This is a genomic window from Odoribacter sp. N15.MGS-14 (genome assembly GCF_000980245.1).
Taxonomy (GTDB): Bacteria; Bacteroidota; Bacteroidia; order Bacteroidales; family Marinifilaceae; genus Odoribacter; species Odoribacter splanchnicus.
Map to the genome: position 1 here is coordinate 20,851 of NZ_LARE01000017.1, position 15,250 is coordinate 36,100.

Annotated in this window: 10 protein-coding genes; 7 read left to right on the top strand and 3 right to left on the bottom strand. The window is 42.6% G+C overall.

Annotated features, from left to right (window positions below; genetic code table 11):
• Positions 1-6: 6 nt before the first annotated feature.
• On the bottom strand, positions 7-615 hold the full coding sequence (locus tag WS34_RS05745) for a DUF4923 family protein (protein ID WP_013612492.1): 609 nt from the start codon (positions 613-615) through the stop codon (positions 7-9).
• Between the two features lie 233 nt (positions 616-848).
• Between WS34_RS05745 and eno the strand changes: the two genes are divergently transcribed.
• On the top strand, positions 849-2,141 hold the full coding sequence (gene eno, locus WS34_RS05750) for a phosphopyruvate hydratase (protein ID WP_013612491.1): 1,293 nt from the start codon (positions 849-851) through the stop codon (positions 2,139-2,141).
• Positions 2,142-2,264: 123 nt separating this feature from the next.
• Here eno and corA read toward each other — a convergent pair whose 3' ends face one another.
• Positions 2,265-3,326, bottom strand: coding sequence for a magnesium/cobalt transporter CorA (gene corA, locus WS34_RS05755; protein ID WP_022161090.1), 1,062 nt, complete (start codon positions 3,324-3,326; stop codon positions 2,265-2,267).
• An 83-nt stretch (positions 3,327-3,409) separates the two neighbouring features.
• The gene (locus tag WS34_RS15450) at positions 3,410-4,906 is read right to left on the bottom strand and encodes a mechanosensitive ion channel family protein (RefSeq protein ID WP_022161091.1); all 1,497 of its coding nucleotides are present in this window, start codon (positions 4,904-4,906) and stop codon (positions 3,410-3,412) included.
• Between the two features lie 450 nt (positions 4,907-5,356).
• Between WS34_RS15450 and WS34_RS05765 the strand changes: the two genes are divergently transcribed.
• From WS34_RS05765 to WS34_RS05790, 6 genes are all read left to right on the top strand, one after another.
• Positions 5,357-7,195: a 2-oxoacid:acceptor oxidoreductase subunit alpha gene (locus WS34_RS05765; RefSeq protein ID WP_046403693.1), complete on the top strand. Its 1,839-nt coding sequence runs from the start codon at positions 5,357-5,359 to the stop codon at positions 7,193-7,195.
• A gap of 63 nt (positions 7,196-7,258) precedes the next feature.
• Positions 7,259-8,275, top strand: a complete 1,017-nt coding sequence (locus WS34_RS05770) for a 2-oxoacid:ferredoxin oxidoreductase subunit beta (RefSeq protein WP_022161093.1) — start codon at positions 7,259-7,261, stop codon at positions 8,273-8,275.
• A 29-nt stretch (positions 8,276-8,304) separates the two neighbouring features.
• Positions 8,305-8,952, top strand: a complete 648-nt coding sequence (locus WS34_RS05775) for an RNA polymerase sigma factor (RefSeq protein ID WP_272054952.1) — start codon at positions 8,305-8,307, stop codon at positions 8,950-8,952.
• 207 nt (positions 8,953-9,159) lie between these two features.
• Positions 9,160-10,329, top strand: coding sequence for a FecR family protein (locus tag WS34_RS05780; RefSeq protein WP_087382298.1), 1,170 nt, complete (start codon positions 9,160-9,162; stop codon positions 10,327-10,329).
• A gap of 136 nt (positions 10,330-10,465) precedes the next feature.
• Positions 10,466-13,714 (top strand): SusC/RagA family TonB-linked outer membrane protein, encoded by a 3,249-nt coding sequence (locus WS34_RS05785; protein ID WP_286693648.1) that lies wholly within the window; start codon positions 10,466-10,468, stop codon positions 13,712-13,714.
• A 28-nt stretch (positions 13,715-13,742) separates the two neighbouring features.
• Complete coding sequence (locus WS34_RS05790) at positions 13,743-15,245, top strand: RagB/SusD family nutrient uptake outer membrane protein (protein ID WP_046403698.1); 1,503 nt, start codon at positions 13,743-13,745, stop codon at positions 15,243-15,245.
• Positions 15,246-15,250: the final 5 nt, after the last annotated feature.

Sequence of the window (15,250 nt, forward strand, 5' to 3'; positions counted from 1 at the left end):
GCCCGGTTATTTTTGCAGGTCGAATCCGAGCATCATGCCGTCGTATTGTTGGGCTACTTTGTTGACAGCCGATAAAGTACTGCTCTTTGAATAACCCGACAGTAAAGTGACCAGTTTTAGTAATCGGTCGGCATTGAAGAGGAAAGTCGTGCCGTCTTTCTTTCCCGATAGTTGTACTTCGGTGTTTAATAAACCGAAATAACTTAACGTCAAAATTTGATTAGAGCTATCATAAGCATAGGTACCTTTCAATTCCTTTTTCCCTATTTGGCAGGTAAAGGTGGAATCATGGTTGAAAGTGTATGAGAAATTGCCGGTTCTGATTCCTGCTTTTTCATAAGCTTTTTCGAGTTTGCCTTCCATTGTTTCACCCAGGGCTATACCTCCTGCCTTTTGGAGTAATTCCTCACTTTTAAATTGGCAGGCTGCTCCTTTGTATTGCCAGGTCCCCTGCAAGTCTTCGAATTTGAGTGCTGTCGCTTCCTTTACGGCATCGATGACTTTTTGTGCTGTTTCTGATTTTAGGATGTCTTTCAGGCTCTGTGCTTCTGTTTTTTCCGGGAGGATGAAAAGTAAAGCCGAGACTATAAATAAGGTAACCGGGATCTTTTTCATATCTTTTAGATTATTTTTTGCAAAGATATAAGCTTCCTTCTTTATTTGATAAAATAATCGACAATTTACCGGATTTTATAGACTGAAATAATCACGTAATAGATACAGTTTATGTTTTATGTAAATTTTATAAATGAAAGTTAATTCTTCATTTTTTATTCTTCATTCTTCATTCTTTTGTCGTAACTTGTGTCAGCAAAATAGAATGTATAATTTAAAATTACGACAAAACGATGACACATATTGTAGATATTACAGGTCGCGAAATATTAGATTCCCGCGGGAATCCGACAGTAGAAGTAGATGTAACTCTGGAAAACGGAGTGATGGGGCGTGCAGCTGTTCCTTCGGGAGCGTCGACAGGCGAACATGAAGCTTTGGAATTGCGCGATGGGGATAAATCCCGTTATCAGGGGAAGGGTGTATTGAATGCTGTCAATAATGTCAATACAGTGATTGCCGATGCTTTGCTGGGATTCGATGTTACCGACCAGGCAGCAATCGACCGGTTGTTGATCGATCTGGACGGCACGAAGACAAAATCCAATTTAGGAGCCAATGCCATGTTGGGCGTATCTTTGGCTTGTGCAAAAGCTGCAGCCGGCGCTTTGGAAATTCCTTTATACCGCTATATCGGCGGATGCAATGCAAAAGTATTGCCTGTGCCGATGATGAATATTATCAACGGAGGTTCCCATTCCGATTCTCCTATTGCTTTTCAGGAATTTATGATTCGCCCGGTGGGAGCGAAAACCTTCCGGGAAGCTGTTCGGATGGGAGCAGAGATTTTCCATACCCTCAAAAAAGTATTGCATGATCGGGGATTGAGTACGGCTGTAGGAGATGAAGGTGGTTTCGCACCTACCTTGAAAGGTACGGAAGATGCGTTGGAATCTATTATCGAAGCTATTAAAAAAGCGGGTTACAAACCAGGCGAAGAGGTGATGATCGGACTTGACTGTGCTTCTTCGGAGTTCTATAAAAACGACATTTACGATTATTCCATTTTTGAAGGGCCGAATGGAGCGAAACGTACTTCTACCGAGCAGGTACTTTATCTGGAAGAGTTGATCGATAAATACCCGATCGATTCAATTGAAGACGGTATGGCTGAAAATGATTGGGATGGCTGGGAAATGCTGACTGCAAAAATCGGTGATCGTTGCCAGTTGGTTGGAGACGATCTGTTTGTGACTAATGTCGAATACCTCAAGAAAGGGATCGAATTAGGATGTGCCAATTCGATCTTAATTAAAGTGAACCAGATCGGAACGCTAACCGAAACACTGGATGCTATAGAAATGGCTCAGCGTGCAGGGTATACGACCGTGACGTCCCATCGTTCGGGTGAAACAGAAGATGCTACCATTGCAGATATTGCCGTCGCAACAAATTCCGGTCAGATTAAAACCGGTTCGATGAGCCGTTCCGACCGTATGGCGAAATACAATCAGCTTCTGCGTATTGAAGAAGAATTGGGTGAAGATGCTGTGTTTGCCGGAAAGAAGTTCAATCTTAAGAAATAATACGAACGAAACAACGTATCCGGTTTTTTTAGTTACAGAGGTTACAAAGGTGAAAAGGGGTTCAGAAGTTTATCCCTAAGCCTTGTAACCTCTTGTTAATTGTATATTGAAAAGAAATGGCTGTCAAAACCATCTTTTCCGTTTGAAGAAAAATAGCATCAGGATGACGATAGCGATCATGATCCCCCACAGGATAAAATAGGCATAGCGGTATCTGAGGAAAGGGATATAGTCGAAATTCATTCCGTAAACTCCTACGATAAAGGTGAGGGGGATGAAAATAGCTGAAAAGATCGTCAGCACTTTCATGACGTCGTTGACGTTATTACTGATTGTAGCATTGTAGCTGTTTTGTTGGTCGGAAAGCATGGTGTAGTAGATTTCGATAGCTTCCAGGGCTTGGGTAACCAAACCTTCCAGATCGCGCAGATAGCTGTAAGTATGATCGTTGATCAAGTCGGAATCGCAGGTGACGAAACGGGTCATGAGCTCTTTTACAGGACGGACATTATTCCGGACATAAGATAATTCGGTCTTATAGTGGTAAATATTCTCGACAAGCTCCTTCCCTGATGTGAGCAATAATTTTTCCTGTTCCTCGATCACATTACCTAATTTTTCGATATTCAATATATAATTATCGACCAAGGTATCGATCATCGCATAGCAGAGATAATCGGAGGATAAACTTCTGATTTTTCCTTGTCCGGCATATATTCTTTTCGAGACATCTTCGAAATACTCGTTATCCGTTTCCTGAATGGAAATCAGGTAATTTTTCCCGACAATCAACGAGATCTGATCGATCTGAACCTTACGGAGTTCTCGGTTGAAATTCAGGGATTTCAGGATAACGAACAAATGCTTGTCGTCTTCGATAAATTTGGGACGTTCGTCCGTATTCAGGATGTCTTCCAGGATCAGGGCACTGATGTCGAATTTCTTTCCGAGTTTGCCGATCAGGTTGGTATCCTGTAAGCCGCGCACGGAAATCCAGACCACATGGTCGTCGGAAAGGTATTCGGAAATCTTATCCAAAGCTTTCACTTCCCCTTCTTTGACATATTCGGCATTGTACTGGGTCACCCGAATGCAGCTGTAATCCATCTTTTGCCGGCCGATAAAGATCAGTGAACCAGGAGCAGCTCCCTTGGATTTTTGTTTATCTTTTAAAAAACGAGCCATAAATCAACTAAATAGGTTAAAAGTTATAAGCTAAGCTGTATGGTAAAACAAAAATAAGCTTTTAGCTTATAGCTTATCGCTTTTTAACTTTCTATTTTCACCGGCATAGCCCCTGTTCCGGAGCCGGTGTTCAGGCTGACTTGTGGAAATGGGATTTCGATGTGCTGGGCGTCGAAAGCTTTTTTGATCCGGCGGCGGAATTCCCGGCTGGCTGCCCACTGCTGTCCTGATTTAGTCGTCAGTTTTACTTTCAGAATCACGGAACTGTCGCCGAAACTATCTACTCCCCATAAATCTACCCCCATAAGGATCGATTGCCAGGCAGCGTCTTTCATGAGTTCGTCACCCACTTGTTTCATTATTTCGTTGACATGGTCCGTGTCTTCTTTGTAAGCTACGCCGATATCGACTACTATTGCCGACCAGCCTTTGGTCATATTCGATAAGGAGTTGATTTTACCGTTTTGAAAAATGTGAACGACCCCCGAAGCGTCCCGTAAGGTCGTCGTTCGCATCTCTATTTTCTCTACGGTTCCTGTCGTACCGTTGATGATCGCCACGTCTCCTGTCCGGATTTGATCCTCCAATAGGATAAAGAATCCCGAGATAAAGTCCCGGACTAATTCCTGGGCACCGAAACCTACTGCCAATCCGACGATTCCGGCACTGGCGAGGATCGGACCGATATTGATGTTGAACTTACTCAGCATGATCAGCACGAATATGGTCCATAAGAATATTTTTCCAACCCCTAAGATAATACCGGATAAGGTCTCTATTCTTTTGTTGCCTTCTGCGTCGTCGATATTTTCATTGAGGTGTACCCGTCGTTTGGCCGCTTTATTTAATTTTTTGACGATATAATTGAGTAGTCGTAATAAGCCGATAAAAATGAGAGTGAGGATGATTATAGAAGGTACTTGGGTGATTACCCAATTGGTAAACCGGTGAGTCAGGTCTTTCCAGAAGGTTTTGTCGGCCAGATTTTTAATACTGTAATCCCAAAAGATAGACAGGTCGGTTACTTTGGTTTGGGCGGGTATACTGTCGGGGGCGATCTCTCCGGTCGAGTCGATGGCTAGTGAAGGAGGGAGGAGTCGTTTGTTTATTTCGAAATTGGCATCTATTTCCGGGACATATAGGATGATTTCATCTACCGAAGGTAGAAACTGACTATGAGGATAAGCCGTTCTGATTGTTCCTACGGTGGAAGCCAGTCCGATTCCCGAGGCTGTCTGGAAACGTTTATCTTTTACGATGATTCGGGAAATACGCGAACGTTCGTCGTTTTGCCGTTCGGTATTGACAATGAGGAGTAAACGGGAACTATCGCCATAGATATAGTAATAGTCGGCAGTCTCGTTGGATAACTCGGTACGGGTTTTCAGTTTTTTGATCCGGTCTTCCGGTAGAGCTGCATACAATTCTTTTATCGTCATACCCTTTCGGATGGCTCCGACCTGAGTAGACGTTATCCTGAATTCGGAGACAATGTTAGCCGGTGGTGTTTTTGTCGTACTTGGGGTGTGACAGGAGTATAACCCGAAAAGTAAACAGAAAAAGAGTAGTATTCTATTCATGCGTATCCATTTTTAGAGTCATACGTAAAGGGAAAAAAAAAGAAGAAGGATTCTATTAAAAAAAACAAAAAATACGATAAAGTAATAATTTGTAATAAAAAAGACATTTTAAGCGATAATTCCGCAAACGTGAGCGCTCTATACAAAAAAAATGTCGTTTTTGGGAAGATTGTTTAGAACGATTTCATTTTAAAGCGTTTCGAAAACTTGAAAATCGTTTGCAGAATCGTTGATTATCAGAGTTATTGCAAATCAGGAAAAAATGTTCGGATTAAACTTGTTTAAAAGGGAGGTTTCGCTACCTTTACCATGTTTTAAAACATAAAAATAGCATTCGGAGAATGTTATAAGATTGTTAAAATGAATAGTTAAAGTGGTAATTTTCCCTTTTACATTTACAATGAAGTAAGCTGATTGACGTCAGCAACAATTAAAACTACTTATTCAACCATGAGTCAAGAGACAAAAGTTATCGAAAAACATGATGTTGTCATTCGTTTTTCCGGAGATTCGGGAGACGGAATGCAATTAACCGGGCAGCAGTTTTCGGATACAGCTGCTTTATTTGGAAATGACGTAGCAACATTTCCGGATTATCCGGCAGAAATTCGTGCCCCGCAAGGTACTGTTGGTGGCGTGTCCGGTTTCCAGGTACACATTGGAGAAGAGCACATTACTACTCCGGGTGATTATGCCGATGTCCTCGTGGCTATGAATCCGGCTGCTTTAAAAGCGAACTTACGTTGGGCTAAAAAAGCAGGTACTATTATTGTAGATATCGATGCCTTTACCGACAAACATATCGAAAGGGCCGGTTATACTGCAAATCCGTTGGAAGACGGTTCTTTGTCGGACTATAATGTTGTTCCGGTGAAAGTAACCGAGCTGACTATCGAAGCGCTGAAAGAGACCGGTTTGGATCAGAAATCGATATTGAGATGTAAAAATATGTTTGCTTTGGGAATGATCTATTGGATGTTCGAGCAATCTGTAGAGCATACCGAAGCTTTCTTCGATATTAAATTCGGCAAAAAACCGGCTATTGCTTCTGCCAACAAAATGGTGTTGAGAGCCGGTTATAATTATGCTGCTAATGTACATGCGTTAGCCACTCATTTTAAAGTAGCTCCGGCTACCATCGAAAAAGGTAAATACCGTACGATTACCGGTAATAAAGCCACAGCCTGGGGATTGTTGGCAGCTGCAGAAAAAGCAGGACTGCCTTTATTCTGTGGTTCTTATCCGATCACTCCCGCTACCGATATTTTGCATGAATTGGCACTTCGTCGTGATTTGGGTGCTAAGACTTATCAGGCTGAGGATGAAATCGGTGGTATCTGTACCGCTATCGGTGCCAGCTATGCCGGTAATTTTGCCTGTACGACGACTTCAGGTCCCGGATTGGCGCTGAAATCGGAAGCTTGCGGATTGGCAGTTATGGCTGAATTGCCTTTGGTGATCGTGGATGTACAACGGGGAGGGCCTTCTACGGGTCTGCCTACGAAGACCGAACAGTCCGACTTATTACAGGCACTTTACGGCCGTAATGGTGAATGTCCGATGCCGGTAATCGCTGCCAGTACTTCAGGAAACTGTTTCGACTATGCTTTTATGGCCGGAAAGATTGCGCTCGAGCATATGACTCCGGTAGTCCTGCTGACCGACGGCTTCCTGGCCAACGGAGCTCAGCCTTGGTTGATTCCTTCCATGGCTAAATTACCTGAGATAAAATTGCGTCTGGCTAAAGAAGGTGATGATTATAAACCCTATGCCCGTGATCCCGAAACTCTGGCCAGAACCTGGGCTTTACCCGGTACCAAAGGCTTGGAACACCGGATCGGCGGACTGGAAAAGATGAATATTACCGGAACGATCAGTTATGTGCCCGAGAATCATCAGGTCATGACCGATCTGCGTGAAGAAAAAGTAGCCCGGATTGCAAATGATCTGCCCGAACAGGAAGTATACGGTAATCCTGAAGGAGGCGATATTTTGGTTGTCGGATGGGGAGGTACTTATGGTCACCTTTATACCACAGTGTCTGAAATGCGGGCTGAAGGAAAAGATGTCAGTTTGGCCCATTTCAACTTTATCAATCCGCTGCCGAAAAATACACGGGATGTGTTGGCTCGTTATAAGAAAATCGTCGTATGTGAATTGAATCTCGGACAGTTTGCTAAATATCTGAAAAGTAAATTTCCCGAATTCAATTACCTGCAAGTAAATAAGGTGGCTGGATTACCTTTTACTGTCGTAGAATTGAAAGAAAAAATCAATAAAATAATTTAAGCTCTTCGACTTAAACAAGGATGAAAGATATTTAGAATCAGAAATCGAAAATTAGAAATTGAAATGAGCGAATTAAAATATACTCCTAAAGATTTTAAAAGCGACCAGGAAATCAGATGGTGTCCGGGTTGCGGTGATCACGGTATTATTAATTCCGTGCAAAAAGCGATGGCTGAACTGGGCTATCCCAAAGAATCCTGGGCTGTGATTTCCGGTATCGGATGTTCTTCCCGTTTCCCTTATTATATGAATACCTATGGGTTCCATACAATTCATGGACGTGCTGCCGCTATTGCTTCCGGAGCGAAGAATGCCAACCGGAAACTGAATATATTGCAGATCTCCGGTGATGGTGATGCATTGGCTATCGGGGGTAACCATTTTATTCATGCTATCCGCCGGAATGTGGATATTACCATTTTGTTGTTTAACAATGAAATTTATGGTCTGACTAAAGGACAATATTCCCCGACTACCAAATTGGGAACTAAAACCAAAACTTCTCCTTACGGAACGATCGAGCATCCTTTCAATCCTGGAGAGCTTTGCATCGGTGCTCAGGGTAAATTTTTCGCCCGTTCGATCGATACCAGCGTGAACTTGACCGCTGAAATTCTGGAAACAGCTGTAAAACACCAGGGAACTTCTGTGGTAGAAGTGCTTCAGAATTGTGTCATCTTTGCCGATGGTGCTCATTCTGCTGTAACGGATAAAGAGTTGAAAGAAGAGCGTCAGATCGTTTTGCGTCACGGTGAACCGATGATCTTCGGTAAAAACAAAGATAAAGGTTTGGTATTGGCAAAATCAGGTGAGCTGAAAGTGGTCGAAATCGGTAAAGACGGTATCACTGAAAAAGATATCCTGGTTCACGATGCACATAATCCCAATCCGTTCCTGCATTGGATGCTCGTCAATATGAAAGCTCCGGAATTCCCGGTTGCCCTGGGAGTTATCCGTGATGTCGAAGCGCATACTTACGACCAGGCTCTGGACGATCAGATCGAAGAAGTAAAGAAAATTTCTAAGATCCATTGTATGGAAGACTTGCTGAATAGCGGGGATACCTGGGAAGTAAAATAATAAGCGGACAAGTGTAAGCTGAAAATGAGGTGCAATCGGAAATACCGGTTGCACCTTTATTTGTTTTTATTTACTTTTATACGCACAAAGTAGGAATAAGGGCAGTGATCAATCAGGAAGATTTCATACGGCGTTTGCAACAACGGGAAAAAGAAGCTTTCCAGGAGCTTTTTTATTCCTGGCATCGTCCATTGTGCTTTTTTGCCTCCCGGATAATCAAAGATCAGGATGTGGCGGAGGATTTGGTACAAGATGTATTCGTCGCTTTCTGGAAATACGATTTGTCCACCTTTCCCAATGAAAAGACGATTCGTACTTTTTTGTATACCAGTGTCAGAAACGGCTGCCTGAACTATCTGCGCGATTTGGAAATCCGCGCAAGGAATGATCGTAAAGCTGTCCCGGAATCCGAAGAAGATCAGGATTGTTTCCTCCTCAGGCAGATGGAATCCGAAGTGGTAACCGAATTATTCGAAGCGATCGATGAATTACCGGAACGGTGCCGGGAAATCTTTTATATGGCTTATCTTCAGGAAAAAGAAGAAAAACAAATCGCCGAACTCCTGCGGGTTTCTGTCAATACGGTCAAGACGCAAAAACAACGGGCCAAGGCCTATCTGAAAGGACGGTTGGGAGAACTTTTCGTCTATATGACTCTATTTTTTTTCGAATTTTAATTTTTTTCATACCTCTTGTCACCTATTTCCTTATCGGGTGTGTTTAAATAGTAAAAAGGATTAAAATACTCAGAAATGATTAGCGTCCTTTGGGTATTGATCGGTGTCAGACCTTCGGACTTTCTGATTAATCAAGGATGAGGAAATACCGATTTCAGTGTAGATATACGAATTGAAGGAGTACTGATCAGGCTAAGATTAAATGTTATGGATAAAAACGAGGAAATCTATCGTTGGGTGGCTGCCTGGATAAAGGGAGAGCTGACACCGGAGGATGAGGCCGAATTGGCCTGCTGGTTAAAACAGGATCCTAAAAATCAGGAGTGGTTCGATACTTTTACTACAAGAGAGAATCTGAAAGGAGCTTTGTCACTTTATGCTTCTTTTCATACAGCGAAGAGGTGGGAAGAGCTGGAACGTTATTGTAGAATAACGAATCGCCGTAAAATCCATCCGGGCTATTGGCGGTATGTCGCCGCAGTGGTGATTTTATTTATAATAGGAGGGATCGGTTTCCTGTATTTCGTGCCGGATACCCGTAAAGAGATGACTCTGGCTGCAGTCGGCCCGAAGGAGTTTCACCAGCAGGCGGTGTTAGTGCTGGAGAATGGAAAAGAATTGGTGTTGAACGGTATAAAAGACACTTGTTTGTCGCTCGGGCAAGGGGAACGCTTATGGATCAACGATCAGGGGCGTTTGGCTTATCACCAGGATTCGTTACAGCAGGAAACTCCCGAAGAATGGCATATCCTGCGAATCCCGAGAGGAGGCGAATATACATTGGTATTGGAGGATGGGAGCCGGGTATGGTTGAATAGTGCATCGGAATTGCGGTATCCTGTTCGTTTTACAGGTAAAAACCGGCAAGTGACCCTGGAAGGAGAGGCTTATTTTGAGGTTGCCCGGAATGAAGCCCGGCCTTTTATCGTACAATCGGGAAAACAACGAGTCGAGGTATTAGGAACTTCTTTCGACGTCACTGCTTATGAGGGAGAACCGGGGATATACACGACCTTGTTGCAGGGAAGTGTCGAAGTTAGCGGTGAAAAGGGTAAACAATTATTGAAGCCCGGACAACAGGCGATATACACCGAAAAGGGAATCGAGGTGAAAGAAGTGAATGCCGCCCTTTATTGTTCCTGGATACAAGACCGTTTTGTGTTTGTCAGTGAAGAATTGGAAGCGGTGACCCGGAAACTGGAACGCTGGTATGATGTCAGTTTCTTTTTTGCTGGGGAAAGCCTGAAAATAAAACGATTCTCCGGGAGTATTCCTAAATATTCGGATTTATCGAAGGTATTGAAAATGTTGGAACTGACGACGAATATCCGGTTCAAAAAGACAGATAAAACAGTCGTAGTCGAAATGATACAATAAAAAATACAGAAGGTGGTCGCAACACCTTCTGCATAAAAAGTCGATCTAATACAAACGATTAAAATCAAACAAAGTTATGAAAAAAAAACGAAACGGTAGGTCGGGAAAACTCCCTGGCCTGAGAAAAATGATGTTAATGATGAAATTATGTGTCTTTTTTCTGTTCGATTCATTTTTATCGGTGGCGGCAAACGGTTATTCGCAGAATACCAGGCTATCGCTGATGAAACAAAATGCCAGCGTGATAGAGGTCTTGACCGAGATCAGCCAAAAGACCGATATGCAGTTTTTATATAATGATAACGAACTGCAAGGCATTCAGGTGAATGTGTCGCTTAAAAATGCGACGCTGCATGAGATGTTGGATAAAATATTTGCCGGTCTGCCTCTGAGCTATTCTATTCTGGATAGTGTGATCGTCATTTCCCCTAAGGGAAAACCATTGCCACAAGCACTGAAAACAGTGACGATTACCGGTCAGATCAAGGATAAAGACGGTAACCCGCTGCCGGGAGCGACGGTACGTATCAAAGATACTCAAATGGGGGTTGTCTCCGATCAGGATGGTAAGTTTAAACTGGAAGTAGGCGAAATAAAAGATCTGATGCTGCAGGTTTCTTTTATCGGTTATAAAACACAGACCGTAAAACCTGGAGAACAGAGGGTTCTGTATATTGTGCTGGAGGAGGAAGCTCAGAAAATGGACGAAGTGGTTGTGACCGGTTATTTTACCAAGACCAAAAGTTCTTATACCGGTTCGGCAGTAACCGTACAGGCAGAAGAATTGAAGCGGATCAGTCCGACGAATTTGTTCAAGGCTTTACAGGCTTATGAGCCCTCGTTGCAGATCGTCGAGAATAATGAATACGGTTCCGACCCGAATAAATTGCCGGAAATCCTTATTCGCGGGAAATCGAGTTTCGAAGGGAAATCCAATAATCCTCTTTTCATTATGGACGGTTATGAAGTGGATATGCAAAAAGTATTCGACTTCGATATCGAGCGAATCAAACAGATCACAATCCTGAAAGATGCTTCGGCCACCGCTATTTATGGTTCACGGGCTGCCAACGGGGTGATTGTAATCGAAACGAAAATGCCGGAAAAAGGACGCCTCACCGCCAGTTATAATTTTAATGCTACGGTTGAAATCCCGGATCTGACCGATTATGACTTGTTGAATGCCGCCGAAAAACTTGAATTCGAACGTTTGGCCGGAGTGTATAAAGATAAAGACGGTAATATCGGACAGCAAAGGAAATTGGATCGGTTATATGAGTCACGCCACAAAGAAGTGCTCCGGGGAGTAAATACCTATTGGCTTTCCAAACCGCTCCGCACGGCTTTCAAACATACGCATTCTTTATATCTGGGAGGAGGAAATGAAAATTCCCGGTATGGAATCAACATCAATTACGGCAATAACCCGGGGGTTATGAAAGGATCCAAACGGGATCGGTTGGGTTTGAGTTTTACCTGGAATTATACGATCAGTCAAAAATTACGTATCGGGAATATGTTGTCTGTTGATCAGAATAATACAGAGGAATCTCCTTATGGAAGTTTCAGTAAATATACGGAAGTTAATCCCTACGAAAGAGCCTATGATGAGATGGGACGCTGTATTAAACGCTTGTCTAACGGAGAGGCTAACCCGGTATTTGATGCTACACTGAATAATGTCAATAAAAGTAAGAGCACTTCCTTCAATGACAATTTTGATTTTGAATGGTATATTGTCGAAGGAATACGGCTGACCGGGCGTTTTGCCTATACCTACGGGACGACCCATAGTGATGTCTTTGTATCGCCAAAATCGAGTCAGTTTGAAGATCAGCAGGATGATAAAGATAAAGGATCCTACGATTATAGTAGCAGTTCGACCCATTCTATGGATGGAAATATTGTGGTGAATGCCTGGAAATCTATCGATAAGCATATGTTTACCTTGGTGTTAGGGGCCAATATGCAGGATAATAAAGAAGATAATAAAAGTTTTTCAGCTACCGGTTTCTTGAGTGATAAGCTGACTAATCTGGATTTTGCCATGCAATACCGGGAGGGTGCGAAACCCAGAGGATCGGTATCCCAGGACCGGTTGATCGGTTTCTTTGCTAATGCCAGTTATGCATACGACAACCGTTATTTGTTCGATTTTTCTTATCGGACAGACGGTTCTTCCAAATTCGGTAAGAAAAACCGGTTTGCTCCTTTCTGGTCGGCAGGTATCGGATGGAATATTCATAACGAGAAATTCTGGGGAAATCCGGAGTGGTTAACTCAGGCAAAAATAAGGAGTTCTGTAGGATATACCGGTAATGTGACCTTTTCCCCTTATCAGGCCCAGACTACTTATCAATATTCATCGGATAATATTTACCTGAACGGAGTCGGAGCCGATATCATTGCTTTGGGAAATGAGGATCTGAAATGGCAACGCAAATTTACGGTGAATCTGGGATGTGATCTGGATTTCTGGGAGGGACGTTTTTCTCTGACCGGAGAGTATTTCCGTGAATATACCAAGGATGTATTGATGGATATCAGTCTGCCACCCTCTCTTGGGTTTATCGATTATAAAGAAAATTTCGGAGAGATGGAAAATAATGGGTGGTCTCTGAATTTACGTACTCAGATGCTGAGGGATACTGAACGGGAACTGTATTGGTCTTTGGCTTTCGGTACCAGTGACAGTAAGAATAAGATCAAAAAGATCACGGATAAGCTGGGAGCGATGAATGATGAGAACAATAAAAATGAAACCAAGAAACCGGTACCTTTATACGAAGAAGGAGAATCACTCGATGCCTTGAAGGCTGTGCCTTCTTTGGGAATCGATCCGGAAACCGGTAAAGAAGTGTTTGTGAAAAAAGACGGCAGCCTGACTACCATTTGGGATTACAATGATAAAGTGGTTTGTGGAACGACAGATCCCAAATTCAGAGGCACTTTGAATTCTTTTCTGACCTTTAAGGGAATTAGCCTGAATATGTCTTTCAATTTCCAATGGGGTGGACAAACTTATAATCAGACGTTGGCTTCCCGGGTGGAAGGGGTGAATCCCAATAGTAATTGTGACCGGCGGGTATTGTATGACCGTTGGAAAAAACCGGGCGACCGGACCTTTTTTAAAAATATCGCTTTGGAAGAAAATGTGTCGAATCTGACGACCCGCTTTGTACAGGATTACAATTATTTTCAGATCGGTAGTATATCGCTCGGTTATGAAATGCGACGGGAATTATGCCGGAAAATCGGTCTTACCGGCTTGCGTTTTAATTTCAATATGGGAGATATTGCCCGTTTCTCTTCGGTAAAAGAAGAACGGGGATTGTCTTATCCGTTTGCCCGGCAATTTACTTTTTCTTTGTCTGCTAGTTTGTAATAGGGTATAAATACTAAAAATGAGAATTATGAGGAAATATATACAGATAATAAGTTTTCTGCTGGCTGCGGTTACATTAAGCGGATGTGAAAACTGGCTGGACGTGAAACCTGAAACTGAAGTGAATGAGGATGATATGTTCAATACCGAGCAAGGGTTTATGGATGCGTTGTACGGAATATATGTAAACATGGGAAAAAGCGATTTATATGGAGGTACGTTACAGACTGCTCTGGACATGACGGCTCAGTACTATAGTTATTATGATATTTCTGAATGTCCTTATGGGCACTATCAAACCTTCGAATATGAGCATCCCTCTTGTACAGCTATATCCGATGCTTTATGGATGCGTATTTATTATTGTATCGGTCTGACGAATAATTTACTGAAATACCTGGATAAACCTGAAGCGGTACAGATTTGTAGCAATTATGATTATTTGAGAGGAGAAGCGTTGGCTCTGCGGGCCTATCTGCATTTTGAATTAATCCGGATTTTTGCACCGGATGTAAAGAAAAATCCTGAATATAAGTCGATCCCCTATCGGAAAACTTTTTCACCGGATATCGAACCTCAGTTAAAAGTTAAAGAGGTGTATCAGGAGATTCTGGCTGACCTGACTGAAGCAAAACAACTTTTATCCAACGATGTGATCCGGACAAATGGTCCCGACTGGTTGGGAGAAAGTGAAAAGAAAGAAGAATCGGACGATGTAACTGATAAAAATGAGGGTTATTATACATCCGATTTTCTGAAAACAAGGAAATACCGGATGAATTATTATGCCGTATTAGGGACACTGGCACGGGTACACCTGACTTTAGGGACAACCGACGATATGGAGAAAGCCTATGATTATGCGATGGAAGTCATCGAAAGCGGTAAATTCCGGCCCATTCAGGAAGAACATATTCTGGTGAGTGGCGAACAGGCGAAATACAGGGATATTCTGTTTACCGACGAATTTATTTTCGGATTATATTCAGCACAGGTAGATGCTTTTTATAAGTCGAATTTCGATGAATCTTATGGAGTTAAAAAGATTTTAATCAATAAATTGAGTGATATTTATGGGCAGGGAACACGTGATCTGCGTCAGACACATTGGTTTAAAACATCCTGGGGCACTTCTTATTTATTGAAACATAATGCGGATTTGGAGTATGCCAAAGAAAAGGTGAGGATGATAACATTGGCTGAAATGTATTACATCGCTGCCGAAGCTCATCCCGCCGAAGCATACGATTTGTTGGAGGAGATTTTGCCTTCCCGTGAAATTCATAGTTCTTTGCCGGTGAATGCCGACCGGACGGAAGTATTGACCGAAGTGTTGAAAGAATACCGCAAAGAATATATCGGAGATGGACAGTTCTTTTATGCTTATAAACGCCTGATTGAAGAGGAAGCGGCTATCCATCCTTTAGGTATAAATATTCCGAATGAAAATAAAGTTCTGGTATGGCCTTTACCACAGGATGAAATTAAATATGGGGACCGGGAATCCGGAATTTGGAAAACTGAAAAATGAATAAT

Coding starts and splice junctions, on each gene's coding strand:
- corA (WP_022161090.1), bottom strand. CDS start 3,326: ATGGCTCGTTTTTTAAAAGATAAACAAAAATCCAAGGGAGCTGCTCCT.
- WS34_RS15450 (WP_022161091.1), bottom strand. CDS start 4,906: ATGAATAGAATACTACTCTTTTTCTGTTTACTTTTCGGGTTATACTCC.
- WS34_RS05770 (WP_022161093.1), top strand. CDS start 7,259: ATGAGCGAATTAAAATATACTCCTAAAGATTTTAAAAGCGACCAGGAA.
- WS34_RS05765 (WP_046403693.1), top strand. CDS start 5,357: ATGAGTCAAGAGACAAAAGTTATCGAAAAACATGATGTTGTCATTCGT.
- eno (WP_013612491.1), top strand. CDS start 849: ATGACACATATTGTAGATATTACAGGTCGCGAAATATTAGATTCCCGC.
- WS34_RS05785 (WP_286693648.1), top strand. CDS start 10,466: ATGATGAAATTATGTGTCTTTTTTCTGTTCGATTCATTTTTATCGGTG.
- WS34_RS05780 (WP_087382298.1), top strand. CDS start 9,160: ATGGATAAAAACGAGGAAATCTATCGTTGGGTGGCTGCCTGGATAAAG.
- WS34_RS05745 (WP_013612492.1), bottom strand. CDS start 615: ATGAAAAAGATCCCGGTTACCTTATTTATAGTCTCGGCTTTACTTTTC.
- WS34_RS05790 (WP_046403698.1), top strand. CDS start 13,743: ATGAGGAAATATATACAGATAATAAGTTTTCTGCTGGCTGCGGTTACA.